The organism is Bradyrhizobium sp. 23, from assembly GCF_023073295.1.
Lineage (GTDB): Bacteria > Pseudomonadota > Alphaproteobacteria > Rhizobiales > Xanthobacteraceae > Bradyrhizobium > Bradyrhizobium canariense_D.
In genome coordinates this window covers 48,488-69,245 of sequence record NZ_JADPJF010000070.1, presented here as the reverse complement: position 1 = coordinate 69,245, position 20,758 = coordinate 48,488, and the positions used below count along the sequence as shown (strand labels likewise).

Genomic DNA, 20,758 nt, shown 5'->3' with positions numbered 1-20,758 from the left:
AAAAGTGCCGATTCACATTATTGACAGGCGCCTGAATCCAGGCGGCAAGAGTCTCGAGAACCGGCAGCGGTTCTTGCGTCGGGCCAAATCCCTGGTGCAGGGCGCCGTCAAGAAGACCTCGCAGGAACGCGACATCAAGGACGTCCTGGAGGGTGGCGAGGTCACCATTCCGCTCGACGGCATGCACGAGCCGCGTTTCCGCCGCGACGGCGGAACGCGCGACATGGTGTTGCCCGGAAACAAGAAGTTCATCGAGGGCGACTATCTCCAGCGCTCCGGCCAGGGCAGTGCCAAGGATTCCGGTCCGGGCGAAGGCGACAGCGAGGACGCCTTCCGCTTCGTGCTCAGCCGCGACGAATTCGTCGATCTCTTCCTCGATGACCTCGAACTTCCTGATCTCGCCAAGCGCAAGATCGCGCAGACCGAGAGCGAGGGCATCCAGCGCGCCGGCTACACCACGTCGGGCTCGCCATCCAACATCTCGGTGAGCCGGACGGTTCGGCGCGCAATGGCGCGCCGTATCGCGCTCAAGCGTCCCAGCAAGGAGGAGATCGAAGAGCTTGAATCCGCCATCGCTGCCTGCGCAGATGAGGACGAGCGTCTGCTGCTGCTAGCCCAGCTCGAAAAACTGAACGCGAAATCCAAGCGCATTCCCTTCATCGATCCGCTCGACATCCGCTACCGCCGCTTCGAGACGGTTCCAAAGCCCGTTGCCCAGGCTGTGATGTTCTGCCTGATGGACGTGTCGGGCTCGATGTCCGAGCACATGAAGGATCTCGCCAAGCGCTTCTACATGCTGCTCTACGTATTTCTGAAGCGCCGCTACAAGCATGTCGACATCGTCTTCATCCGCCACACCGATCGCGCCGAGGAGGTGGATGAGCAGACCTTCTTCTATGGCCCGGCTTCCGGCGGCACGCTGGTCTCCAGCGCGCTGCAGGCCATGCACGAGATCGTGCGCGAACGCTTCAGCCCGTCGGACTGGAATATCTACGCTGCGCAAGCTTCCGACGGCGACAATTCCTATTCCGACGGCGAGCTCGCGGGCATGCTGCTGACCGACAAAATCCTGCCGGTCTGCCAGTTCTTCGCCTATCTCGAGGTCGGCGAGTCCGGCGGCAGCGCCTTCGATCTGTCCGACTCCTCGCTCTGGACCCTCTACGAGCGCTTGCGCAACAGCGGCGCACCGCTCTCGATGCGCAAGGTCAGCGAGCGCAGCGAAATTTTTCCGGTGTTCCACGATCTGTTTCAGCGCCGCGACACTGCCCAGGAGAAAGCCGCTCCATGACGGAACGCTTGTTCGAAGGCGCCGATTGGGATTTTCACACCTTGCAGCGCATCACGGATGCCTGCGAGGAGGTGGCGACGAAAGATCTCGGGCTCGACGTCTATCCGAACCAGATCGAAGTCATCACCGCGGAGCAGATGCTGGACGCCTATTCGTCGGTCGGCATGCCGCTGTTCTACAAGCACTGGTCGTTCGGAAAGCACTTTGCGTATCACGAGGCCTCATACCGCAAGGGCCTCATGGGCCTCGCCTATGAGATCGTGATCAACTCCTCGCCCTGCATCTCCTACCTGATGGAAGAGAACACGGCGACGATGCAGACGCTGGTGATCGCGCACGCCGCCTTCGGCCACAATCACTTCTTCAAGAACAACTATCTGTTCAAGCAGTGGACCGACGCCGATGGCATCCTGGACTATCTGGATTTCGCCAAGAACTACGTCATGCAATGCGAGGATCGCTACGGCCGCGTGGAGGTCGAGCGCACCCTCGATGCCGCGCATGCGTTGATGTCGCATGGGATCGACCGCTATCCCGGCAAGAAGAAGCTCGACCTCCGCGCCGAAGAGAAGCGGGCAGGGCGCCGCCGCCAGCACGAGGAGGAGGTCTTCAACGACCTCTGGCGCACCGTGCCGGCGGGAAAGAGCAAGACCCGGTCCGCGCTCAGCATCGAACGCCGCCGCAAGCTGCTCGGCCTGCCGCAGGAGAACCTGCTGTATTTCCTCGAGAAGAGCGCGCCGCGGCTGGCGCCCTGGCAGCGCGAGCTGTTGCGCATCGTCCGCCACATCGCGCAATATTTCTATCCGCAGAGCCAGACCAAGGTGATGAACGAGGGGACGGCGACCTACGTCCACTATCGCATCATGACCAAGCTGCATCAGCAGGGCCGCATCAGCGACGGCAATTTCCTCGAATTCCTGCAGTCGCACACCAATGTCGTGTTCCAGCCCGAATTCGATGACCAGCGCTTTTCCGGCTTTAATCCCTATGCGCTCGGCTTCGCCATGATGCAGGACATCGAGCGCATCGTCACCAGGCCGGAAGACGAGGACCGCGAATGGTTCCCGGACATCGCCGGCAAGAACGACGTGATGGGCGTGCTGCGCGACGTCTGGGCCAACTACCGCGACGAGAGTTTCATCGCCCAGTTCCTGAGTCCGAAGCTGATGCGGCACCTCCGCATGTTCCACCTGCATGATGACCCCGAGGAACGCGCCGGCATCCGGGTCGACGCCATTCACGACGAGCGGGGCTTCCGCCGCGTTCGGCGCGAGCTGGCACGGCAGCACGATGTCGGCTACATCGACGCGAATATTGAGGTGGTCGACGTCGATCTCTCCGGCGACCGGCGGCTGATCCTGCATCACCATGTCATCAAGGGCGCGCAGCTCAACGAGACCGACGCCAAGCGCGTGCTCCAGCATCTGGCCGATCTCTGGACCTACGACGTCGCACTGATCGAGGTCGACGCCAATGACAAGGTGCTGCGCGAATATGTCGTGAGCCCGCGCCCGATCTCGGCGGTGGCCTGACGCTGCTGACTATGCGGAGCAATACGGCGAGATGCGCGTTGATGCGCCCTCGCCCCTTGTGGGAGAGGGCGGCGACGCTCGGAGACACAAGCTCACTGCGGTGAGGGGTATCTCTCAACGTTTCCCGTGTCGATAGAGACCCCTCATCCGGCGCTTCGCGCCACCTTCTCCCACAAGGGGAGAAGGAAAGCGTTCGTGGCTCCACAACGGCTGTTCTATCCGGAACGTTTCGCCGGCTTCTTCTTGGACGCATTCAGCGCCACGGCTGCGCGGATCAGCGCCTTCAACGCCTTCTCGTTGATCTTCTCGCCTTCGCGAATATCGATCGCGCGCCGCACGTTGCCGTCGAGGCTCGAGTTGAACAGGCCGGCTGGATCGTCCAGCGCTGCGCCCTTGGCAAACGTCATCTTCACCACGGCCTTGTAGGTCTCGCCGGTGCAGATGATGCCGTCGTGCTCCCACACCGGAACGCCGCGCCATTTCCATTCCTCGACGACGTCAGGATCGGCCTCCTTGATCAGGCCGCGGATTCGTCCGAGCATGTCGCCGCGCCAGTCGCCGAGCTCCTTGATCCTGCCGTCGATCATCCTGGATGGCGAAGCGCCATCCGCCTTCGTCGCGCTGCTGTTTTTCACGGTGACGGCCTTCTTCATGTTCACGCCTCTTGTCGGGCGCCGCGGCGGCGGCCGAGATATGGCAGCGCGAACATGTAGAGTCCGGTCGCAAGCAATGGGATCAATGGGACGAAGGCGAGCAAGCCGATCCACGTCGCCTGGACTTGCAGCGTCAGGGCGACGATGTTGGCGATGACGGCAAGCGTGAAAGCGATCGACAGCCAACGATGGATCTGTCGAACCCACATGTTTCCGGTCAATGAAACCTCCTCTTGAGATGATTGAATGAAGGCCGGCGGCCGAGCTAGTCTGCCCTTGCCAGCAGCTCGTCCAGCTTGGCGAGAAACTGCTTCCAGCCGGCATGCGCGCCGCCAAAAGCCTGCTTCTGCGTCGGGCTGAAGCCCGCTTGCTCGACGCGCAGATGCGTGCCTGCGCCCGCCGGCGTCAGCGTGAAGGTCACGACACTCTTGAGATCGAACGCCGCGTCGTCATGCGAGAAATTCCAGGTGTAGGCGAGCGTCTTCTGCGGCTCGATGGTGAGGACCTCGCAGTCCAACACGCCGCCCCACTCGCCGCGAAGGTTGAAGCGGTGGCCCACGGTCGGCTTGAAGTCGTTCTTCATCAGCCATTCCTCGATCAGATGCGGCTGCGTCAGCGCGCGCCAGATCCGCTCTGCCGGAAAGGCATATTCGCGCTCGACGACGACAGATCGGGTTTCGGTGGGGGATTCGTTCATTGGTCCATCCTCTTCAGGAGATCGTCGAGCGCATCGAGCCGGTTCTGCCAGAATCCGGTCATCTGGCTGGTCCAGTCGATCAGCGGATTGAGCGCGCCGGGCTGGGCGCTGTAATGCGTCTGCCGCCCTTGATGCCGGTCGCGCACCAGACCAGCCTGCTTCAGCGCGCCGAGATGTTTTGAGACTGCGGGCTGGGAAACGCCCGACAGTGCTGTCAGGGCTCCGACCGTCTGTTCGCCCTCGCGGCACAATCGCTCGAAGATCGCCCGACGAGTGGGGTCGGCGAGCGTCCTGAACAGAAGGTCGTGGGCGATGGCGGGCATAAAATCCATAACCTGCAAGTTATGGATATATTCATAACCCTGGGGTTATGGGTACGTCAAGGGGGATGTCGAGCGCGCGCTCCTACGGCCGCAGATAGAGATAACCCTGCGACTGGAGCTCGGCCAAACGGACGACGCCACCCTTCTCCGCGCTGACGAAGCCCGGCAGGAGATCCGTGAGCGTGACGTTCTGCGCCTTCATCGTGTTGCCGCAGGCGGCAAGCTCGACGCCATCCTTGGAAAAATCGCCGACGCGCTTGCTAATGTCAGGGTTGGCCTGCGCCGAGTGAAACGCCTTCAGTGCCGGGCCGTGGATCACCAGCGCGATCGTCACATGGTCGGGGCCGCCGACGCCATCGATGTGGTTCTGGATGTTGCCGAGGACGAAGTTGACCTTCTCGGCATCGCTCAGGTGATAGACCACCTTCAGCTTGTTGCCCGTGCCGGCCTCGGTCGCGGCCTTCGCGCTGGAGGCGCCAAGTGCCGCGCCCAGGCCTGAGACGGCGCTCCACAAGATGTTCCGGCGGTTCATGACGATCTCCCCTCGATTGTGCCGGACACATATCATTTGTGGCGGAGCGCGGCGAGTTCCTTGCGGTCGGTCACGAGCGAGGCGCATTCCTTATTGTCCGTTCGATCTAGGCGGAAAATCCCGTCGTCGGCCCCGGCGACCAGTGACAGTTCGGCATCGTCGTCCGGCTTGTTGTTCTGCCAGACCCTGACCCGCGCCAGCCGCACGATCGCCGATTTGTCGTCCTTCGAGAGCGCGACGCCGATGCCGCCGCCCTCGCAGTCGACGCCGCAACCGAGGCGGATTTCGGTGCCGTCCTTGGTGAACACAGCGTGATGACAGGAGCCGCTGGAATCGAAATCGCCGGAGCGGTGACGATATCTGAAGCCGAGGCGGAAGGAGTTGTGGAACTGCTTGTCTTCGGTGTCCATCTCCGCCGAGATCAGCAGCTTCATCGAGGCGACCTTCTGCTTCGGATGGTGCGCCAGATGCTCGGCATCGTAGCGGCGCACGAAGCAGGCATAGGCCTTGTTGCCGGGTTCGCCGGCATACATGCGCGCGTTGAAGGTTTCGGCTTCGGCCTTGATGGCCTCACGGATATCGTCGGCCTCCTCGGCGTGAGCGGCGCCGCCGAGCGCGGCAAGGAAGACGGCCGCAACGAGAAAAGACTTCATGATGGCCTCGCGTGCAGCAGCTGAGCTGTACGCTGTAGACGCAGCCCCGGTGCGACGCGTTCAACGTCCGCACAGCTGACAGCATCATCGCAGGGCGGAGCGAGGTGATTAGTTCCACGCCGGGCATTAGTCGTCGGTGGGGTCCTGAAGGTTCATTCGACGTGACGCCTTCGCCTTTCGGAACTCGGCGCCTGCGATTCCACGGACATTGCCCGATTCCATCGATGTGATAGCCTTCACAGACGATCGCCTTTGGCAGTCGTAGGCTGGGGTCTGCCTTTGCAAGTTTGTGGAGTCCCCGCAATGGGCGAAATTCGCAACTTCAGATCCGGGAATGACGAGCCGCCTTCGCACGGCCCTATGCCTCGTCGCCTCGCGGCCATCATTGTCGGTGACATCGCTTCCTACAGCCGCCTGATGCAGGCCGACGAAGAGGGCACGCACGTCCGCGTCAAGCGGATCGAGCGGGATCTCATCCAGCCCAGCATCGTCGAGCACAACGGAAGTCTGGTGAAGACGACGGGCGATGGCTTCATCGCGATTTTCGACAGTCCGGTCGAGGCCGTCCGATGCAGCATCGTCATCCAGCAGAATCTCATCGGCCGCAACGCCTCGCTTCCGAAGAACACCCGGATCGAGTACCGGATTGGCGTCAATCTCGGTGACGTCATCGTGGAGCCTGACGACGTCTACGGCGACGGCGTCAATATCGCCACGCGTATCGAGGGCATCGCCGAGCCAGGCCAGGTCTTTATCTCCGGCGCGATCTACGAGCAGATCAAGCACAAGGTCGTGTGCGGTTACGAGTCGCTCGGGGACCGCAAGGTCAAGAACATCACCGATCCCGTGCGCGTTTATAAAGTGCTGCCGGATGCAGACGCGGTCGGCAGGACGCGGGGGCGGCGCGAGAATGCCCTGATCTTTCTCCTGGGTATCACGCTGTCGGTGATGGCCGCCGGCGTGCTGTGGTATCTTCTGGCTCAGGCGCCGGGCAGGGTAGGCGAGCAGGCCGCCGTCACTCCCGCCTCTCCTGCCGCATCGCCGAGCCCGCAGCCTCCGCCGCGCGAAGCGGCGCCGCAGACGCCGCAGCCTTCTCCCTCGTCGGCTTCATCATCTCCATCGCCCGCTCCGGCGCCAAATCAATCGACGAGTCAATCGGTAAGTCAATCGCCGATTCCCGTCCGCGAACCCGAGATGGTCGCCATTCGCGGCGGCAGCTTTGCGATGGGAAGCAACGACGACCCGACCGAGCGTCCCGTCCATCAGGTGACGGTGAAGCCGTTCTCGATCAGCAAATATCCCGTGACCGTGCAGGAATGGAACGAGTGCGCCGCTGCAAAGGCGTGCAGCTTCACCGCCATCGGCAAGGACGATGCGCCGGTCAGCAATGTGAGCTGGACCGACGCGCAGCAATATGCGGCCTATCTCGCCAAGGCGACGAAGAAGACGTATCGGCTTCCGAGCGAAGCCGAATGGGAATATGCCGCGCGGGGCGGAACGCAGACCAGATATTGGTGGGGCGACAAGCTGCAGCCGGGCATGGCCGGTTGCAAGGATTGCGGTGATCTCGCGGCCGAGCAGCCAGCGAAAGTCGGCAGCTTCAAGCCGAACCCGTTCGGGCTCCACGACATGGGCGGCGGCGTCGATCAGTGGGTCGAGGACTGCTGGCACAAGACCTATCAGGGCGCGCCCACCGACGGCTCGGCATGGAGCAGCGGGGACTGCAGCGCTCATGTCCTGCGCTCGGGCTCCTGGAAGAACGATTCGAGATATGTGCGGCCGTCCAACCGCGATGGCTACGACACCAATGTTCGTTACCCCACGCACGGATTCCGCGTGGCGCTCAGTCCTTAAGTGGTGGAGTTGGTTTGATGCAGATCCTTCGTTGCGTCGCGCTGGCGGCGGCGCTCGCATTGCTTCCGGGGGCAGCCTTTTCGCAGGGCAAGGCAGCGCCCAAGGACGCAAAGCTCTATTTCATCACCCCGCGTGACGGGCAGAAGGTGCGCGGCGGATTCTGGGTCCGGTTCGGCTTGCGCAACATGGGAGTGACCCATGCCGGCGACGAGTACCAGAACGCCGGTCACCATCATCTGCTGATCGACGTCAACGACCCCATCGATCCCAAGGAGCCGATCCTGCAGGACAAGTCGCATCTGCATTTCGGGGCAGGGCAGACCGAAACGCTGCTCGAGCTTCCGCCCGGGACGCACACGCTTCAACTCGTGCTGGGCGATGCCAAGCACTATCCGTTCGAGCCGCCCATCGTGTCGGAGAAGATCACCATACGCGTCCGGCAGCCGGCCGCGGCACGATAGGCAATCACCGCAGGCTGGCGTTGAACTTGTCCAGCGCCGCCGAGCCGGGGCAGAGCGTGTCGGCTTCCAGCGTGTTGAGCGGCGTTTCGACCGTGTTGAGATGCTCGTGCAGGTCTTCCGCGTCGGGATCGACATAGAGCAGGCCGGTGACGATCTGTCCCTTGGCGGCGTGCTTTTGCAGGAAGGTTTGGGCGCCGAGCCGGTCGTGCGGATCGTAGTCGGCATCGATCTTGCGCAGCGCGATCCTGCTGCCGTCATGCTGCTCGACCATTTGCACGGTGCCGGGTGCGTAATCCACCGCAATCGGATCGCGGCTGACCAGCACATCGAGCCGGTTCACCGCGTCATTGTGCTCGCGGACATAGTCGAAGCTCTTGGTCGAGCCGGCATGGTTGTTGAAGGCGATGCAGGGGCTGATGACGTCGATGAACGACGCGCCCTTGTGGCGGATCGCGGCCGCGATCAGCGGCACGAGCTGGGTCTTGTCGCCGGAGAACGAGCGCGCGACGAAAGTCGCCCCCAACTGCAGCGCGATCGCGACGAGGTCGATGGCGTTGTCGGTGTTGGTGACGCCCTTCTTGGACTTCGAGCCGCGGTCGGCGGTCGCCGAGAACTGGCCCTTGGTCAAACCGTAGACGCCGTTGTTCTCGACGATATAGGTCATGTTGACGCCGCGCCGGATCGAATGCGCGAACTGGCCGAAGCCGATCGAGGCGGAATCGCCGTCGCCGGAGACGCCGAGATAGATCAGGTCGCGATTGGCGAGATTGGCGCCGGTCAGGACGCTGGGCATGCGGCCGTGCACGGAGTTGAAGCCGTGCGAATTGCCGAGAAAATAGTCCGGCGTCTTCGACGAGCAGCCGATACCCGAAATCTTGGCGACCCGGTGCGGCTCGATCGAAAGCTCATAGCAGGCCTCGATGATGGAGGCCGTGATCGAGTCATGGCCACAGCCGGCGCACAGCGTCGAGATCTTGCCCTCGTAATCGCGATGGGTGTAGCCGAGCTCGTTCTTCTTCAGCCCGGGATGGTGGAATTTCGGCTTTGCAATGTAGGTCATGACACGGCCTTGCGGAGCGGGGTCACCTTGATGTGATCCTGGTGGTCGCCAATGGCTTTTGCGATGAAGCGGGCGGTGATCGGCGAGCCGTCGTAATGCACGATCGGCACCAGCCGCACCGGGTCGATGCCGTTTTCGTTGACGATGAGCTGGCGCAGCTGGCTGTCGCGATTCTGCTCGACTACATAGACGAAATCGTGCTCGGCGAGGAAGCTCGCCACGCTGGAGTGGAACGGGAAGGCGCGGATGCGCAGGCGGTCGAGCTGATGCCCGCGCGCTTCAAGCAATCCGATCGCCTCGTCCATCGCCGGCGTGGTCGAGCCGAAATAGATCACGCCGTATTTGGTTGGCCGTTCCGCATTGGCCTGGAGCGGCCGCGGCACCAGATCCTGCGCGGTCTCGAACTTGCGCATCAGGCGCTGCATGTTGTCGGCGTAGACCGAGCCTTCTTCGGAGTAACGCGCATAGCGGTCACGCGACGTGCCACGGGTAAAATAGGAGCCCTTGGTCGGATGCGTGCCGGGATAGGTTCGGTAGGGGATGCCGTCGCCGTCGACGTCGAGATAGCGGCCGAAATCGCGGCCTTCGTCCAGCATCTCCGCGGTCATCACCTTGCCGCGGTCATATTGCTTGGCGTCGTCCCATTTCAGCGGACGGCAGAGCCGGTGGTTCATGCCGATGTCGAGGTCGAGCATCAGGAAGATGGTGGTCTGGAGCCGCTCGGCGAGATCGAAAGCCGCGGCCGCGAACTCGAACGCTTCGGCGGGATCCTCCGGGAACAGCAGCACATGCTTGGTGTCGCCATGTGAAGCATAGGCGCAGGCGATGATGTCGCATTGCTGGGTACGGGTCGGCATGCCGGTCGAGGGACCGGCGCGCTGGATGTTCATGATCACGGCCGGGATTTCGGCGAAATATGACAGGCCGATGAACTCGGTCATCAGCGAGATGCCGGGGCCGGAGGTCGCGGTGAAGGCGCGCGCGCCGTTCCAGGAGGCGCCGATCACGATTCCGATCGAGGCGAGCTCGTCCTCGCCCTGCACGATGGCGTATTTCGCCTTGCCGGTTTCCGGGTCGTGCCGGTACTTCTTGCAGTGCGCGGTGAAGGCCTCGGCCACGGACGAAGACGGCGTGATCGGATACCACGCGCACACCGTGGCGCCGCCATAGACGGCGCCGAGCGCGGCGGCGCTGTTGCCTTCGATGAAGATGCGGTCGCCGACCTTGTCGGACTTCTTCACCCGCAGCCCGGTCGGGCATTTCAGGTTTTGCAGTGCCCAGTCGCGGCCGAGATGCAGCGCGTGGACGTTGGACGAGAGCAGCTTCTCCTTGCCCTTGTACTGCTCGCCGATCAGCTGCTCGATCAGCTTCGGATCCATGTCGAGCAGCGCCGAGAGCGCCCCGAGATAGATGATGTTCTTGAACAGCTGGCGCTGGCGCGGATCGGTATAGGTCGAGTTGGTGATCGCGGTCAGGGGGACGCCGATCACGGTGATGTCGTCGCGGAATTTGGTCGACGGCATCGGCTTGGTGGAATCATAGAACAGATAGCCGCCGGGCTCGATGCCGGCGACGTCCTTGTCCCAGGTCTGCGGGTTCATGGCGACCATCATGTCGACGCCGCCGCGGGCGCCGAGATGGCCGTCTTCGGTCACCCGCACCTCGTACCAGGTCGGCAGGCCCTGGATGTTGGAGGGGAAGATGTTACGGGGGCTCACCGGAACGCCGTGGCGCAGGATCGCGCGCGCAAACATCTCGTTGGCGCTGGCCGAGCCGGATCCGTTGACGTTGGCGAAGCGGACGACGAAGTCGTTTACGCTGCTGATCGGCTTTTTGTCGGACATGCTGAACCTGCGTGAGTCATCTCGATCAAATATTTCTGCATGTCCCAGGCGCCGGTGGGGCAGCGCTCGGCGCACAGCCCGCAATGCAGGCAGACATCCTCGTCCTTCACCATCACCCGCCCGGTCTTGAGGTCGCTGGAAACATAGAGATCCTGGTCCGGATGCAGCGAGGGTGCTTTCAGGCGCTGACGGAGATCGCCTTCCTCGCCGTTGTCCGTGAAGGTGATGCAATCCATCGGACAGATGTCGACGCAGGCATCGCACTCGATGCAGAGCGAGGTCGAGAACACGGTCTGGACGTCGCAGTTCAGGCAGCGATGAGCTTCGCCCAGCGCCAGCTTGACGTCATAGCCGAGCTCGACCTCGGTGCGGATGTCCTTCAGCGCGATCACCTTGTCGCGATGCGGCACCTTGTAGCGCTTGTCGTTGGAGATGTCGTTGTCATAGCTCCATTCGTGGATGCCCATCTTCTGCGAGGAGATGTACACGTCGGGCAATGGCCGCTCGGTGATGTCCTCGCCCGAGAGCATTTTGTGGATCGACAGCGCGGCGTCATGGCCCTGCGCCACCGCCCAGATGATGTTTTTCGGCCCGAACGCGGCGTCGCCGCCGAAGAACACCTTCGGGTTGGTCGAGACGAAGGTTTGCGGATCGACCTTGGGCATGTGCCATTTATCGAACTCGATGCCGCAGTCCTGCTCGATCCAGGGGAAGGCGTTCTCCTGGCCGACCGCGACCAGCACGTCGTCGCATTCGATGGTCTGGTCCGGCTCGCCCGAGGGCACGAGGTTGCGGCGGCCCTTGGCGTCATATTCGGCCTTCACCTTCTGGAAAGTGATGCCGATGAGCTTGCCGTTGTCGTGGACGAAGGCTGTGGGCACGAGGAAGTTGAGGATCGGGATGTCCTCGTGGAGCGCATCTTCCTTCTCCCAGGGCGAGGCCTTCATTTCCTCGAAGCCGGAGCGTACGACGACCTTCACCTCTTCGCCGCCGAGGCGACGCGCAGTGCGGCAGCAATCCATCGCGGTGTTGCCGCCGCCGAGCACGATGACGCGCTTGCCGATCTTGTCGGTATGACCGAACGAGACCGAGGACAGCCAGTCGATGCCGATATGGACGTTGGCGGCTGCTTCCTTGCGTCCGGGGATGTCGAGCTCGCGGCCGCGCGGTGCGCCGGAGCCGACGAAGATTGCGTCGTACTTCTCCGCGAGCAGCGCCTTCATGCTCTCGATGCGATGGCCGCCCTTGAAGTCGACGCCGAGACCCAGGATGTAGCCGGTCTCCTCGTCGATGACCGAATCCGGCAGGCGGAATTTCGGGATCTGCGAGCGCATCATGCCGCCGGCTTGGGCATCGGCGTCGAACACGGTGCAGTGATAGCCGAGCGGCGCGAGATCGCGGGCGACCGTCAGCGAAGCGGGACCACCCCCCACGAAGGCAACGCGCTTGCCGTTCTTGGCCGAGGGGCGCGGCAAGCGCTGCGTGATGTCGTCCTTGAAGTCGGCGGCGACGCGCTTCAGGCGGCAGATCGCGACCGGCGTCTCCTCGACGCGTCCGCGGCGGCACGCCGGCTCGCATGGACGATCGCAGGTCCGTCCCAGAATTCCGGGAAACACGTTCGATTTCCAATTGATCATATAGGCGTCGCTGTAGCGGCCTTGGGCGATCAGTCGGATGTATTCGGGAACGGGAGTGTGCGCAGGACAGGCCCATTGGCAATCGACCACTTTGTGAAAGTAGTCGGGGGCCGCAATATCGGTCGGTTTCATTCCTACCCTGTCCGCGCAGGCTCAAAGACCCCGCGGCCTTTTCTTGAGCTTGCGAACGCTAACGCGCGGCGATCTGGTTTCTGAATGACGTCATTAGGTTAGCTTATTAGAACCGCTCCGAAGTACAACGGCAAATTTCGCGCTTCCCCTCTTTCATGGGAGCTACGCGCGCACAGCATTAACGGCCGTGCGCAGTATGTGGCGGTGCAGCATGTTGCGATGCGTCCGATGGCTTAGTTGCGCGCGATGTCGCTCTTCGCGAGGTCCCACATCAGGCAGTAGGAGCCGACCGACACGGGAAGCGGGAATGGCGAGGCGGCAGGGCCGGTGAAGCGCTCGGCGATCACGGACGAGACCGCGCCGACATGCGTGCCGTCGATCAGCACGAACCAGTCGCGCGCGCCTTCGTTGCGCACCGCCGGAATATCCGCGGTCGCGCCTGATAGTTCCGGCTCGCTTTCGAGCAGATGCATGGAGATGATGCCGTCGTGTTTTTCCGGCGCCAGCCGTTCTTGCAGTGCGTCACGCCACGCGACTGCATTGTCCGGCGTCGGCCGCAGCCGCACGAGGCCGAGCGCCGCGCCGCGTCCGGTACCGTTGCTGATCGTGATGCGGGCGACCACGCGGAGCATGTCCTTGAAATGCGCCATGCTCCGCCGCGACCATTCGGTCTGATTGGCGAGCCTCGCCCGGTAGGCGGGACTGTCGAGCACGTCGAGCGTCGCGGTTGAATACAGCGAGAGATATTTGGGATTGGCGGCGTGCGCGACATAGCGCCGCGCTTCGAGAAAGCCCTCGATCGCAACGCGCTCTTCCAGATGCTCGCGATCGTACCAGCGGTTGAAATCGGGTTCATTTGGAACGTCGATATTCATCGACGTGAGCAACATGCCCTTCCCGGCGAGTGGCATTTTCTTGTCCCGCTATCGCGAAATCTTCGAAGCGATATCTGCGATCGACTTCATGACCGCGTCCCGCACGCCGGTATCATAGAGCGAATGGCCGGCTTCTTCCACGATGCGAATCTCGGAACCCGGCCACACTTTCGCGAGCGCCTGCGATGTCTCGGGAGGGCACAACAGATCGTAGCGGCCCTGGACGATGATGCCGGGAATGCCGTCGAGCTTGCCGGCGTTCCGCAACAACTCGTTCTCCGTCATGAAGCTGTCTTGGACGAAATAATGCGCCTCCATGAACGGCGTCGCCGGCAATGTGCGCCACACGTTCAGCGACGCCAGATCCAGCCGTGTCTTTGCCGCCTTGTGCTCCGACAAGGCGCGTTCGGTATCGTGCCAGGCGCGCGAGGCCGGGCCATGCACCGCCGGATCGGGATCGAGGATGCGGCGATAGTAGGCTTCCACCGGTTGCGCGCGCTCCTCGACCGGCAGCACGCTCAGAAAATCGTCGTAGAGCGCGGGGTAGAATTGCGACAGGCGCGAGGTGAAGGCGATCTCGACTTCAGCACGCGTGCCGAGAAAGGTCGCGCGCAGCGCAATTCCGGAGACGCGCTCGGGATGCGCCTGCGCATAAGCCAGCGCCAGCGTCGCGCCCCAGGAGCCGCCGACCACCATCCAGCGCGCGACGCCGAATTTCTCGCGGATCTTTTCCATGTCCGCGATCAGATGCTGTATGGTGTTGTGCTGGCGCGATCCCTTCGGCCGGCTGCGACCGCAGCCGCGCTGGTCGAACAGCACGGCATGGAAACGGTCGGGATCAAACAGGCGGCGGTGGTCGGGCTGGCAGCCGCTGCCGGGGCCGCCATGCAGATAGACCGCGGGGATGCCGTCGGTGCGGCCGACGCTCTCGACATAGAGTTCGTGGCCGTCGCCGACGTCGAGCATTTCGGAGGTCAGCGGTGCAAAGGGATCGGCGCGCTTGACTGAGCTGGCCGCGTCGGCGTCAGGCACCATTCTCGGATTCCAGGGTGCCGCCGGCGAAATTGCGATAGAGGAAGCGGTTGGTTTCGCCCTCAGCCTCGCGCTCGGCCTGCTTGAAGATGGTCTCGTGCAGCGGCGACAGCGCGCAGGCGGGATCGGTGTTGGCGGCGTCGCCGGTCAGCGCAAAGGCCTGGCAGCGGCAGCCGCCGAAATCGATCTCCCGGAATTCGCAACTCTTGCACGGCTCCTTCATCCAGCCGGTGCCGCGGTAGCGGTTGAAGGCGTCCGAGTTCTGCCAGATCCAGGCGATCGAATGGTTGGAGCGCACGGATTCGAAGTCGAGCCCGGTGATGCTCTCGGCGGCGTGGCAGGGCAGCACCTTGCCGGCCGGCGAAATGTTGAAGAACTGCCGACCCCAGCCGCCCATGCACTTCTTCGGCCGCAGCGCGTAATAATCGGGCACGACATAGTCGATCGTGAGCCGGCCCTTCAGCCGCTCGCGCGCCTCCTCGACGATGCGGGTGCACTCGTCGAGCTGCGCCACCGTCGGCATCAGCGCGGCGCGGTTCTTTAGCGCCCAGCCGTAATATTGGACATTGGCGACCTCGAGCCGGTCGGCGTCGAGGTCCACCGACATCTGGATGATATCAGACAGCTGGTGCAGGTTTTGCCGATGCATCACCGCATTCACGGTGAGCGGCAAATCGAGCTCGCGCGTCCATTTTGCGACTTCGAGCTTCTTGCGGTGCCCGTTTTTGTAGCCGCCGACGCGGTCGGCGAGGGCTTCTTCAACGCCCTGAAAACTGATCTGGACGTGGCAGAGCCCGGCATCGGCAAGTTCGCTCAGCCGCTCGCGCGTCAGCAGCACCGCCGAGGTGATGAGGTTGGTGTAGAGCCCGACGTCGCTCGCATGCTTGACCAGTTCGACCAGGTCTTTGCGCGCCGTCGGCTCGCCGCCGGAGAAATGCACCTGCAGCACGCCGATCTCGGCGAGCTCGCTCAATACCTTCTTCCATTCCTCGGTGGTCAGCTCCTTGCCCGAGCGGTCGAGCTCGACCGGGTTGGAGCAGTAGGGACATTGCAGCGGGCAGCGATGGGTGATCTCGAGCAGCACGGCGAGCGGAATGCCGAATGTCTCTGCCGTCGAGCGGCTCTTCTCCAGCACCGCGAGGCTGTCGCTGGCGTCGGGCGGGATGGTGGGATTGCCGAGCACATCGCTCATGACGTCTTCTCCCGGGCCTCCGTGAGAAAGCCCTTGTCGGCGAGATCCTGCAGCATGACAATGACGTCGGCCAGGATCGCCTCGCGCGGCGCGGCGTATTTTGCCGCGAGTTGGTCGGACATTTCGCCGACATTGCGCTCGCCGTCGCAGAGCTGCAAGACCTCGACCGCGATCTCGTCCGGCGCCAGCACGCGTTCGGGCGCCAGGATCACCCAGACTTTTCGCGTCTCGTCATATTTCAGCTTGGCGTGCCGCGGCAGAACCGGCCGGCTGGTCTCGCTGACGCTGATGTGACGCGGCTCGGCCATCGCTCGTTCCTTAGCTCGCCTTTTGGTGTTCTTGGGGCACGAACGCGCCCGGCGGAATGTGGCCCTCGACATAGGCGTGCTGGAGTGCGTCGAGCTGCACCCATAGCACGTTGGTCTTGAAGATCAGCGCATTGCAGACGGACGCGCGTTGCTCGGGCGTGGTGGCATGCGCCTTGACATAGTCGAGCGCAAACCCGGCGTCGCGCGGCGCCTGCGCCAACCGGCGGTTGAAGTAGCTCATGATATCAGGATTGATGAAGTCGTAGTGCTCCAGCATCCCGGAGATGCGCTCTTCGTGCAGGTTCGGCGCGAACAATTCGGTGAGCGAGGACGCGATCGCCTCCAGCGGCGACTTCTCGCGGCAATAGTGCACATAGGCTTCCACCGCAAAGCGCGTCGCCGGCAGGATGCCTTCGGTCGATTCCACGTAAGCTGTGTCCAACCCGAGGCCTTCGGTCAGCTTCAGCCAGCGCTCGATACCGCCTTCGGAGCCGATGTCGCCGTCATGATCCTCGATGCGGTGGCGCCATTCCAGCCGCGTGGCGCGGTCGCGGAAGCGCGAGATCACCACCGCGTCCTTGATCGGGATGGTGCTCTGGTAATAGTAGCGGTTCAGCGCCCAGGCCTGCACCTGGCCCTTGTTGAGCTTGCCGCCATGCAGCAGTCTATGGAACGGATGCAGGCTGTGATAGCGCGTCGCACCGATGTGACGCAGCGCCGCCTCCAGCTCCTCGGCGCTAGTGAGCCTGATGTCCTTGCCGATCGAGAGCGCGGTCATTCCAGTCAGTGACGCGGCATTCACAGCACGATCTCCGTTCCGTCCGCGGGTATCTGCCAGCCCGCCGCTTCAGCGGCCTTGCGCTCCGGGGAAGCGGGCAGCAGCGCCGGATTCGAATTATTGATATGCAGAAATATCTTCCTGTCGAGTGTGAGGTCGGCGAGCCGCGCGATGGCGCCGTGGTCGCCGGACATCGCGACGTGGCCCATGCTTTTGCCGGTCTTGTGGCTAAGCCCGGCCTTGATCATCTCGTCGTCCTGCCACACCGTGCCGTCGAAGAACACCAGCGCAGCGCCGTCGATCTCGGCCTTGAGCGCGTCGGTGACCTCGGCGCAGGCGGCGATGAAGTAGAAGCATTTGCCGGTTGCTTTGTCGGTGATCTTCAGCCCCAGCGTATCGCCTTCGCCGCTGTCGCCGCCCGGATGCGTCTTGCCTTCCAGGTACCAGGCCGATTTGCCCGAGACCGCGAAGGGCAGCACCTCAAGTCCTGAGCGCGCCCCGTCCGGCAGCCGCGGCTCGAACGGCTCATTGATGTCGACCGGCAGGCGCTGCACGTTTTTCTCGTTCAGCACATTGAAGATGCTGTTCGCCTTCAGGATCGCCAGCACCTTCTCGTGCGCATAGACCGTGAAGGGCGAACCCTCGCGCATCGACAGCAGGCCGGCCACTGCGTCCACCTCGCTGTTGGTCAGGATCACGCCTGCGATCGGCGTATGGCGCAGCGCGCCTGCCTTCGGATGCAGCTGTGGCGTCGCATTCAATTGCTGGCGGAGGTCGGGGGAGGCGTTGATCAAGAACCAGTGCTCGCCGTCGCCGCTGAAGGCCACCGAGGCTTGGGTCCGTTGCAGCTCTTGGCCGTTATCACGGGCCGTCCGGCAGCCCTCGCAGCCGCAATTCCATTGCGGCACTCCGCCGCCGGCTGCGGCGCCCAGGACGACGACGCGAAGCATGATCCGTCTCCTGGAGGCAATGTCGCGAGGTGGACCTCACGCAAACACAAATCCTGTCTTCCGGACATGCATCGTGACCGAAAGATCCACCTGCGCAGAACGCGAACTCACCAACCGCTTACTTGCGGGTGGCGCTCACATACATGTTGATTTCCATGCCACAGGGCACTTCGACGATCTTCGGGGCTTTCCAGGCCATTTTCGGCTCTCCATTTTCGAGAATTCGGACGTATCCGCCCAATCCTTAAGTTAGTGCGGGTGGAAAAGTTCGCCAGTGAAATTTTCCCGAGAAAGCCATGTTGCGGCGCAAAAAATGCTGCCGGAACGATACTTGCTGGTGATGCTGCCTTGCGCCCGGCGCATTCGGTCGCGAACCCTCTCCTGATAAAGCGGTTGTGAGTGCAGTGCAGCTTTCAATCCGGTACAGGCGACCCAACTGGAACTTCGTGATGCCCAGATATTTCTTCAACACCCGTATCGGCGACGAACTGATCGTGGATCCTGAGGGAGAGGATTTGCGCAATCCCGATCGCGCCTGGGAGGTTGCCCGCCAGATGATTCTGGAGGTGCTGAGATCGGAAGGCACCCAGCCGGCCCTGCTTGAGGCCGTCATCGAGGTCACCGACCGGGAAGGCGAGATCGTGCTCGAATTCCCCTTCACCGAGGCACTCCTGGACATTCCGGACCAGTCCGCCACCCGGCATTAAGGCTTGCTCTCGCCACCGTCGCAATGGCGGAGGAATCCCTGCGAAATCCGCATGGCTTTGCCGCGTTCCCGGGGCTAAAAGACGCCGGTTACACGGAGCAAGTCATGCAAGATCTCTGGCGCCTGTCGGCGGCCGACCTCGCCGATCTCGTCAAAACCAAAAAGGTCTCCGCCAGGGAGGCCGCGCAGGCCGGCCTCGGCCGGCTCGACGCGGTCAATCCGAGCCTCAACGCCGTGATCGACCACCGGCCCGAGGACGTGCTCAAGCAGGCCGACGCCGTCGATGCCGCCATCGCCAGGGGCGAGGACCCCGGCGTGCTGGCCGGAGTGCCCGTCACCATCAAGGCCAATGTCGACCAGGAGGGCTTTGCCACCACCAACGGCCTCAAACTCCAGCGCGACCTGATCGCGCGCGAGGACAATCCGGTGGTCGCCAATTTCCGCAAAGCCGGCGCCGTTCTGCTTGGGCGCACCAATTGCCCGGCCTTTTCCTATCGCTGGTTCACCACCAACCTGGTCCACGGCGACACCAAGAACCCCCGCGACGCCTCGCTGACGCCGGGCGGCTCGTCCGGCGGCGCGGGCTCGGCGGTCGCGGCCGGCATCGGCCATATCGCCCATGGCACCGACATTGCCGGCTCGATCCGCTATCCCGCCTATGCCTGCGGCGTGCATGGCTTGCGCCCGACCTTGGGCCGCATCCCGGCCTTCAATCCGGCCCTGCCGGAGCGCCCGATCGGGCCGCAGATCATGGCGGTGTCGGGGCCGCTGGCGCGCACCGTCAACGACATCAGGATTTCGCTCGCGGCCATGTCGGCCCGCGACATCCGCGATCCCTGGTTTGTGCCGGTGCCGCTGGAAGGCCCCGCGCGGCCGAAGCGCGCCGCGCTCTGTCTCGACCCGGACGGCCTGGCCAGCGCGCCCGAGGTGAAGGCCGCCGTCATCGACGCCGGCAAGCGGCTCGAACGGGCCGGCTGGACCGTCGAGACAATCGAGAACACCCCGCCGATGCGCGAAGCGGTCGAGTGGCAGATCAAGCTCTGGCTCGGCGACGGCTATGAGGCGCAGCTCGAGATGGCCGAGCGTGAAGGCGATCCCGGCGCGCTGGCGTGCCTGCGTGGCAACCGTGCCAGGGTCACGCCGATGGACCAGGCCAATTACGCCAAGGCATTGACCCGCCGCGCCACGCTGACCCGCGACTGGATGCTGTTCTTCGAGACCTATGCCGTGCTGCTGACGCCGGTCTCCGGCGAACTGCCGTTCCCCGATCATCTCGACCGCAAGGACGACTCTTCCTTCAAACGCGTCTGGGAAGCGCAGTTGCCGCAGATCGCCATTCCCTTCATGGGCCTGCCGGGCCTCGTGGTCTCCACGGGCCTCGTCGGCAAGGCGCCGGTCGGCGTGCACATCGTGTCGGGCCGCTATCGCGAGGATCTCTGCCTGCTCGCAGGCGAGGCGATCGAGGCGGGCGGCGTGCCGCCGTCGCCGATCGATCCCGTAGGTTAGCGATGTCCGCGATCTACGACTTCAAGGCCAACTCGCTTCTCGGCGAAGAAGTGCCGATGCGCAGCTTCGAGGGGCAGGTGCTGCTGATCGTCAACACCGCGAGCAAATGCGGCTTCACGCCGCAATATCGCGGGCTGGAGGATCTGCATCGCGACCTGTCCCCGCGCGGCTTCTCGGTGCTCGGCTTTCCCTGCAACCAGTTCGGTGCGCAGGAGCCAGGGCAGGCGAGCGAGATCCAGGCGTTCTGCTCGACCAATTACGACGTCACCTTTCCCCTGTTCGAGAAGATCGACGTCAACGGCAGCAATGCCCATCCGTTGTATGAGTACCTGAAACGCCAGCAATCCGGCCTGCTGGGCGCCTCCATCAAATGGAATTTCACGAAATTCCTGGTGGACCGCGCCGGCAAGGTGGTTTCGCGCTATGCGCCGACCGCGCGGCCCGAAGGATTGCGGCAGCAAATCGAGACCCTGTTATGAGCGAGACAATCATGAGCGACGAATTTCCGGACCGCCTCTCGGTCGATCCGAACAGCCCCTTTTACAATGCGGACATCCTGGCGCGCGACGTCGGCATCCGCTTCAAGGGTGTCGAGAAGACCAATGTCGAGGAATACTGCATCAGCGAAGGCTGGGTCCGCGTCACCGCAGGCAACGCCAAGGACCGCCACGGCAACCCGCTGACCATCAAGGTGCACGGCCCGGTCGAGCCGTATTTCAGGGATAAGAAGTAGTTTTGGAATGCG

Annotated in this window: 24 protein-coding genes; 8 read left to right on the top strand and 16 right to left on the bottom strand. The window is 63.3% G+C overall.

Annotated elements, in window-relative coordinates; genetic code table 11:
- Window positions 1-10: 10 nt before the first annotated feature.
- Together IVB32_RS18200 and IVB32_RS18195 are read left to right on the top strand one after the other, a co-directional pair.
- Window positions 11-1,288, top strand: coding sequence for a YeaH/YhbH family protein (locus tag IVB32_RS18200; RefSeq protein WP_247370241.1), 1,278 nt, complete (start codon window positions 11-13; stop codon window positions 1,286-1,288).
- Window positions 1,285-2,820 carry a SpoVR family protein gene (locus tag IVB32_RS18195; protein WP_007613791.1) on the top strand — a complete coding sequence of 512 codons (1,536 nt, stop codon included), beginning with the start codon at window positions 1,285-1,287 and terminating at the stop codon, window positions 2,818-2,820. Before IVB32_RS18200 ends, IVB32_RS18195 begins: the two co-directional genes overlap by 4 nt.
- 215 nt (window positions 2,821-3,035) lie before the next feature.
- On the opposite strand, the gene IVB32_RS18190 is transcribed toward IVB32_RS18195, so the two are convergent.
- From IVB32_RS18190 to IVB32_RS18165, 6 genes are all read right to left on the bottom strand, one after another.
- Window positions 3,036-3,473 (bottom strand): DUF1801 domain-containing protein, encoded by a 438-nt coding sequence (locus tag IVB32_RS18190; RefSeq protein ID WP_085352024.1) that lies wholly within the window; start codon window positions 3,471-3,473, stop codon window positions 3,036-3,038.
- 2 nt (window positions 3,474-3,475) lie between these two features.
- On the bottom strand, window positions 3,476-3,694 hold the full coding sequence (locus tag IVB32_RS18185; protein WP_085385331.1) for a hypothetical protein: 219 nt from the start codon (window positions 3,692-3,694) through the stop codon (window positions 3,476-3,478).
- Between the two features lie 44 nt (window positions 3,695-3,738).
- Window positions 3,739-4,170 carry an SRPBCC domain-containing protein gene (locus IVB32_RS18180; RefSeq protein ID WP_085361497.1) on the bottom strand — a complete coding sequence of 144 codons (432 nt, stop codon included), beginning with the start codon at window positions 4,168-4,170 and terminating at the stop codon, window positions 3,739-3,741.
- Complete coding sequence (locus IVB32_RS18175; RefSeq protein ID WP_085361496.1) at window positions 4,167-4,493, bottom strand: metalloregulator ArsR/SmtB family transcription factor; 327 nt, start codon at window positions 4,491-4,493, stop codon at window positions 4,167-4,169. Before IVB32_RS18175 ends, IVB32_RS18180 begins: the two co-directional genes overlap by 4 nt.
- Window positions 4,494-4,575: 82 nt before the next feature.
- Window positions 4,576-5,025 (bottom strand): DsrE family protein, encoded by a 450-nt coding sequence (locus IVB32_RS18170; RefSeq protein ID WP_085385332.1) that lies wholly within the window; start codon window positions 5,023-5,025, stop codon window positions 4,576-4,578.
- Window positions 5,026-5,057: 32 nt separating this feature from the next.
- Window positions 5,058-5,678, bottom strand: a complete 621-nt coding sequence (locus IVB32_RS18165) for a hypothetical protein (RefSeq protein ID WP_018454073.1) — start codon at window positions 5,676-5,678, stop codon at window positions 5,058-5,060.
- A 303-nt stretch (window positions 5,679-5,981) separates the two neighbouring features.
- Between IVB32_RS18165 and IVB32_RS18160 the strand changes: the two genes are divergently transcribed.
- Both IVB32_RS18160 and IVB32_RS18155 read left to right on the top strand, forming a co-directional pair.
- Window positions 5,982-7,532 carry an SUMF1/EgtB/PvdO family nonheme iron enzyme gene (locus IVB32_RS18160; protein WP_085385333.1) on the top strand — a complete coding sequence of 517 codons (1,551 nt, stop codon included), beginning with the start codon at window positions 5,982-5,984 and terminating at the stop codon, window positions 7,530-7,532.
- A 17-nt stretch (window positions 7,533-7,549) separates the two neighbouring features.
- On the top strand, window positions 7,550-7,993 hold the full coding sequence (locus IVB32_RS18155) for a DUF4399 domain-containing protein (protein ID WP_018454075.1): 444 nt from the start codon (window positions 7,550-7,552) through the stop codon (window positions 7,991-7,993).
- A 4-nt stretch (window positions 7,994-7,997) separates the two neighbouring features.
- Here the strand turns inward: IVB32_RS18155 and IVB32_RS18150 are convergent, their stop codons facing one another.
- The 10 genes from IVB32_RS18150 to pqqA all read right to left on the bottom strand — a co-directional run bounded on the left by IVB32_RS18150 (window position 7,998) and on the right by pqqA (window position 18,000).
- Window positions 7,998-9,053 carry a 2-oxoacid:ferredoxin oxidoreductase subunit beta gene (locus IVB32_RS18150; RefSeq protein ID WP_085351892.1) on the bottom strand — a complete coding sequence of 352 codons (1,056 nt, stop codon included), beginning with the start codon at window positions 9,051-9,053 and terminating at the stop codon, window positions 7,998-8,000.
- The gene (locus IVB32_RS18145; protein ID WP_085385335.1) at window positions 9,050-10,897 is read right to left on the bottom strand and encodes a 2-oxoacid:acceptor oxidoreductase subunit alpha; all 1,848 of its coding nucleotides are present in this window, start codon (window positions 10,895-10,897) and stop codon (window positions 9,050-9,052) included. Before IVB32_RS18145 ends, IVB32_RS18150 begins: the two co-directional genes overlap by 4 nt.
- Window positions 10,867-12,666, bottom strand: a complete 1,800-nt coding sequence (locus IVB32_RS18140) for an FAD-dependent oxidoreductase (RefSeq protein WP_247295015.1) — start codon at window positions 12,664-12,666, stop codon at window positions 10,867-10,869. The genes IVB32_RS18145 and IVB32_RS18140 overlap by 31 nt, the downstream gene beginning before the upstream one ends.
- A 233-nt stretch (window positions 12,667-12,899) precedes the next feature.
- Entirely contained in the window at window positions 12,900-13,577 is a 678-nt protein-coding gene (locus tag IVB32_RS18135) for a DUF4286 family protein (protein WP_247295012.1), read from the bottom strand.
- Between the two features lie 12 nt (window positions 13,578-13,589).
- Window positions 13,590-14,576, bottom strand: coding sequence for a prolyl aminopeptidase (gene pip / locus IVB32_RS18130; RefSeq protein WP_247361130.1), 987 nt, complete (start codon window positions 14,574-14,576; stop codon window positions 13,590-13,592).
- Entirely contained in the window at window positions 14,566-15,765 is a 1,200-nt protein-coding gene (pqqE, locus tag IVB32_RS18125) for a pyrroloquinoline quinone biosynthesis protein PqqE (RefSeq protein ID WP_018454081.1), read from the bottom strand. Before pqqE ends, pip begins: the two co-directional genes overlap by 11 nt.
- The gene (gene pqqD / locus IVB32_RS18120) at window positions 15,762-16,073 is read right to left on the bottom strand and encodes a pyrroloquinoline quinone biosynthesis peptide chaperone PqqD (protein WP_247295006.1); all 312 of its coding nucleotides are present in this window, start codon (window positions 16,071-16,073) and stop codon (window positions 15,762-15,764) included. Before pqqD ends, pqqE begins: the two co-directional genes overlap by 4 nt.
- 10 nt (window positions 16,074-16,083) lie before the next feature.
- A complete protein-coding gene (gene pqqC / locus IVB32_RS18115; RefSeq protein ID WP_247370175.1) occupies window positions 16,084-16,875 on the bottom strand; it encodes a pyrroloquinoline-quinone synthase PqqC in 792 nt (263 codons plus the stop codon).
- Window positions 16,872-17,801 carry a pyrroloquinoline quinone biosynthesis protein PqqB gene (gene pqqB / locus IVB32_RS18110; RefSeq protein ID WP_085361488.1) on the bottom strand — a complete coding sequence of 310 codons (930 nt, stop codon included), beginning with the start codon at window positions 17,799-17,801 and terminating at the stop codon, window positions 16,872-16,874. Before pqqB ends, pqqC begins: the two co-directional genes overlap by 4 nt.
- A gap of 118 nt (window positions 17,802-17,919) precedes the next feature.
- On the bottom strand, window positions 17,920-18,000 hold the full coding sequence (gene pqqA / locus IVB32_RS18105; protein WP_007595659.1) for a pyrroloquinoline quinone precursor peptide PqqA: 81 nt from the start codon (window positions 17,998-18,000) through the stop codon (window positions 17,920-17,922).
- Window positions 18,001-18,250: 250 nt separating this feature from the next.
- On the opposite strand from pqqA, the gene IVB32_RS18100 reads away from it, so the two are divergent.
- From IVB32_RS18100 to IVB32_RS18085, 4 genes are all read left to right on the top strand, one after another.
- Window positions 18,251-18,508 carry a hypothetical protein gene (locus IVB32_RS18100; protein WP_007613759.1) on the top strand — a complete coding sequence of 86 codons (258 nt, stop codon included), beginning with the start codon at window positions 18,251-18,253 and terminating at the stop codon, window positions 18,506-18,508.
- A 104-nt stretch (window positions 18,509-18,612) separates the two neighbouring features.
- A complete protein-coding gene (locus tag IVB32_RS18095) occupies window positions 18,613-20,013 on the top strand; it encodes an amidase family protein (protein ID WP_085395718.1) in 1,401 nt (466 codons plus the stop codon).
- A 2-nt stretch (window positions 20,014-20,015) separates the two neighbouring features.
- Window positions 20,016-20,492 (top strand): glutathione peroxidase, encoded by a 477-nt coding sequence (locus IVB32_RS18090; RefSeq protein WP_018454085.1) that lies wholly within the window; start codon window positions 20,016-20,018, stop codon window positions 20,490-20,492.
- A complete protein-coding gene (locus IVB32_RS18085; protein ID WP_007613756.1) occupies window positions 20,489-20,746 on the top strand; it encodes a DUF3297 family protein in 258 nt (85 codons plus the stop codon). Before IVB32_RS18090 ends, IVB32_RS18085 begins: the two co-directional genes overlap by 4 nt.
- The last annotated feature ends 12 nt before the right edge of the window (window positions 20,747-20,758 follow it).

Excerpts from the sequence above, each read along its gene's own strand:
- IVB32_RS18195 (WP_007613791.1), top strand. The coding sequence starts at position 1,285 with ATGACGGAACGCTTGTTCGAAGGCGCCGATTGGGATTTTCACACCTTG.
- IVB32_RS18190 (WP_085352024.1), bottom strand. The coding sequence starts at position 3,473 with ATGAAGAAGGCCGTCACCGTGAAAAACAGCAGCGCGACGAAGGCGGAT.
- IVB32_RS18180 (WP_085361497.1), bottom strand. The coding sequence starts at position 4,170 with ATGAACGAATCCCCCACCGAAACCCGATCTGTCGTCGTCGAGCGCGAA.
- IVB32_RS18175 (WP_085361496.1), bottom strand. The coding sequence starts at position 4,493 with ATGCCCGCCATCGCCCACGACCTTCTGTTCAGGACGCTCGCCGACCCC.
- IVB32_RS18170 (WP_085385332.1), bottom strand. The coding sequence starts at position 5,025 with ATGAACCGCCGGAACATCTTGTGGAGCGCCGTCTCAGGCCTGGGCGCG.
- IVB32_RS18165 (WP_018454073.1), bottom strand. The coding sequence starts at position 5,678 with ATGAAGTCTTTTCTCGTTGCGGCCGTCTTCCTTGCCGCGCTCGGCGGC.
- IVB32_RS18160 (WP_085385333.1), top strand. The coding sequence starts at position 5,982 with ATGGGCGAAATTCGCAACTTCAGATCCGGGAATGACGAGCCGCCTTCG.
- IVB32_RS18155 (WP_018454075.1), top strand. The coding sequence starts at position 7,550 with ATGCAGATCCTTCGTTGCGTCGCGCTGGCGGCGGCGCTCGCATTGCTT.
- IVB32_RS18150 (WP_085351892.1), bottom strand. The coding sequence starts at position 9,053 with ATGACCTACATTGCAAAGCCGAAATTCCACCATCCCGGGCTGAAGAAG.
- IVB32_RS18145 (WP_085385335.1), bottom strand. The coding sequence starts at position 10,897 with ATGTCCGACAAAAAGCCGATCAGCAGCGTAAACGACTTCGTCGTCCGC.
- IVB32_RS18140 (WP_247295015.1), bottom strand. The coding sequence starts at position 12,666 with ATGAAACCGACCGATATTGCGGCCCCCGACTACTTTCACAAAGTGGTC.
- IVB32_RS18135 (WP_247295012.1), bottom strand. The coding sequence starts at position 13,577 with ATGCCACTCGCCGGGAAGGGCATGTTGCTCACGTCGATGAATATCGAC.
- pip (WP_247361130.1), bottom strand. The coding sequence starts at position 14,576 with ATGGTGCCTGACGCCGACGCGGCCAGCTCAGTCAAGCGCGCCGATCCC.
- pqqE (WP_018454081.1), bottom strand. The coding sequence starts at position 15,765 with ATGAGCGATGTGCTCGGCAATCCCACCATCCCGCCCGACGCCAGCGAC.
- pqqD (WP_247295006.1), bottom strand. The coding sequence starts at position 16,073 with ATGGCCGAGCCGCGTCACATCAGCGTCAGCGAGACCAGCCGGCCGGTT.
- pqqB (WP_085361488.1), bottom strand. The coding sequence starts at position 17,801 with ATGCTTCGCGTCGTCGTCCTGGGCGCCGCAGCCGGCGGCGGAGTGCCG.
- pqqA (WP_007595659.1), bottom strand. The coding sequence starts at position 18,000 with ATGGCCTGGAAAGCCCCGAAGATCGTCGAAGTGCCCTGTGGCATGGAA.
- IVB32_RS18100 (WP_007613759.1), top strand. The coding sequence starts at position 18,251 with ATGCCCAGATATTTCTTCAACACCCGTATCGGCGACGAACTGATCGTG.
- IVB32_RS18095 (WP_085395718.1), top strand. The coding sequence starts at position 18,613 with ATGCAAGATCTCTGGCGCCTGTCGGCGGCCGACCTCGCCGATCTCGTC.
- IVB32_RS18090 (WP_018454085.1), top strand. The coding sequence starts at position 20,016 with ATGTCCGCGATCTACGACTTCAAGGCCAACTCGCTTCTCGGCGAAGAA.
- IVB32_RS18085 (WP_007613756.1), top strand. The coding sequence starts at position 20,489 with ATGAGCGAGACAATCATGAGCGACGAATTTCCGGACCGCCTCTCGGTC.